Source organism: Fundidesulfovibrio sp., from assembly GCF_058402725.1.
On record NZ_JBZVFJ010000295.1, the window covers coordinates 1 to 2,139 of the forward strand.

At 66.7% G+C, this 2,139-nt stretch carries 3 protein-coding genes and 1 pseudogene; 2 read left to right on the plus strand and 2 right to left on the minus strand.

Annotation, left to right across the window (positions count from 1 at the left end; translation table 11 throughout):
- Positions 1-512: substrate-binding periplasmic protein (locus ACV4UX_RS18875; RefSeq protein ID WP_491594825.1), on the plus strand; the 512-nt coding region annotated here is incomplete at its 5' end.
- Positions 513-702: 190 nt separating this feature from the next.
- Here the strand turns inward: ACV4UX_RS18875 and rpsI are convergent.
- Together rpsI and rplM are read right to left on the minus strand one after the other, a co-directional pair.
- Positions 703-1,095, minus strand: a complete 393-nt coding sequence (gene rpsI, locus ACV4UX_RS18880) for a 30S ribosomal protein S9 (RefSeq protein WP_173082728.1) — start codon at positions 1,093-1,095, stop codon at positions 703-705.
- Positions 1,096-1,110: 15 nt separating this feature from the next.
- Positions 1,111-1,536 (minus strand): 50S ribosomal protein L13, encoded by a 426-nt coding sequence (rplM, locus tag ACV4UX_RS18885; RefSeq protein ID WP_173082726.1) that lies wholly within the window; start codon positions 1,534-1,536, stop codon positions 1,111-1,113.
- A 203-nt stretch (positions 1,537-1,739) separates the two neighbouring features.
- Between rplM and ACV4UX_RS18890 the strand changes: the two are divergent.
- Positions 1,740-2,139 (plus strand): annotated as a pseudogene (locus ACV4UX_RS18890) (hypothetical protein); the annotation flags it as partial.

A 2,139-nucleotide genomic window follows, 5' to 3' on the forward strand; every position in this document is an offset into this window, starting at 1 on the left:
CGCTCCATACCGAGGCCAACGCCGGGACCATCGACGGCGACGCCAACCGCGTGGAGGGCGTGGACCGGACCTACACCAACCTTGTGCGCGTGCCCGAGAGCACCGTCTCGTGGGAATTCACGGTCTTCACCATGGACCCTGGCCTGCATGTTACGGGATGGAATGGGCTTGCCGGGCTCCGGGTGGGCTACCTGGTGGGCTGGAAGATCATCGAGGGACGCCTGAAGGGGCTCGACGCCGTTGGCGTGGCCAGGCCCCGGGAGCTTTTCCGCCTGCTGGCCGCCGGACGCGTGGACGCGGTGATCTACCAGCGCCTCGGGGGCGGCCTCTTCCTGGACGAACTGGGCATTCCGCGTTCCGCCGTGCGCGCCGAGGTGCTGGAGCGCCGCGAGATGTACGTCTATCTCAACCGCCGCCACGAGGCCCTGGTACCCAGGCTGGCCGAGGCGTTGCGCTCCCTGAAGCAGGACGGCACGCGCGAGCGGCTCTTGGCGGACCCCGCCGGGGAGTGATCCGCGTTGCCTCTGGCGGCGCGTGCCGTCCCTAGGACGGCGTCCGAAGCGGGACGGTCGAACCGAACGATTTGCGAACCTGGTTGCGCGGGCGATGCGCCCGATGCGAGGCGTCCTCGCCGGCGAACGCAACGCGAAAAAGGGCCGTTCCCGTGGGAACGGCCCTTGCCTGGCGAATGCGTCGGGAGGCCTAACGCTTGGAGTACTGGAAGCGGGCGCGGGCGGCGCGCTGGCCGTACTTCTTACGTTCCTTGGCCCTGGCGTCGCGGGTGAGCAGGCCGGCCTTCTTGAGCATGGGGCGCAGCTCGGGGTCGGCCTGCAGCAGGGCGCGGGAGATGCCGTGGCGCAGGGCCTCGGCCTGGCCCGAGATGCCGCCGCCGTCCAGGGTGGCGTTCACGTCGAAGCGGCCCTGGGTCCTGGTGAGGGCGAAGGGCTGACGGATGATTCCCTGCAGCGCGGGGCGGGGGAAGTATTCGTCGGCGGGGCGGCCGTTGATCAGGATCTGCCCGGTGCCGGGTTTGATGCGGGTGCGGGCGATGGCGGTCTTGCGCCGTCCGGTGCCGTAGAAGAAGTCGGTGCTCATGGCGTGCTCCGTGTGTTAGGCCAGGGGCTTGGGCTGCTGGGCGGCGTGGGGATGCTCGGCCCCGGCGTACACCTTGAGCTTCTTGAGCATCTGGCGGCCCAGGCGGTTCTTGGGCAGCATGCCCTTCACGGCCTTGATCAGCACCTGGTCGGGCTTGGAGGACATCATGTCTTTCAACACGGTTTCCTTCAGGCCGCCGATCCAGCCGCTGTGGCGATAGTACATTTTCTGGTCGAGCTTGCGGCCGGTGACCTTCACCTTGTCGGCGTTGACCACAACCACGAAATCGCCCCCGTCCATGTGGGGGACGAACTCGGGTTTGTGCTTGCCGCGCAGACGCTGGGCGATCTGGCTGGCCAGGCGGCCCAGGATCTTTTCCGAGGCGTCCACGATCACCCAGTCGCGGGTGATATCCTTGCTGCTCGGGCTGTATGTCTTCATGACGAGAAGTCCTCCATGCGATCGGGAAGAGGTGTCCTTTACGGGTTGGTGCGGCCCCTGTCAACAACTTGTTCGGATTTTTCTCCGTGCTCTGGCGACGGGACGCGTTTTGTCCGTGGCACGCGGCTTCCGGCCCGACGCCGAGGGCGGAAGGCGGCTTCTTGGCTTGATTCTTTTGATGGACGCCGTTAGTCGTCCAAACAATGCATGGCGCGAACAACCCGCTCCGCAGCATCCTGGCCGGAACGCTTCTGTCCCTGGCGATCCTCGCGGGAGGCCTCTACCTGGCGGACCACGCCTTCCTGGTCTACGAGGAGGCCCACTACGTCGCCCGCGCCCGCGTGGACGACGCCCTCTTCCACCCGGCCAGCCTGGCCTACAACGACCACGGCGGCGTGATCCCCAGGCAGAAGCCCGAGGGCGAATACCGCATCCTTTTTTTCGGAGACTCCTTCACCCACGGGGTGACCCAGGCGCGGTACTCCCTTCCGGCAGTCCTGGAAAAAGTGCTCGCCGGGGCCGGGACCGGGAAAAGCGTCAAGGTCGTGAATCTGGGGGTGCCGGGTTCGAGCTTTCCATCCTACATTGAGCAGTTCGCCTTCT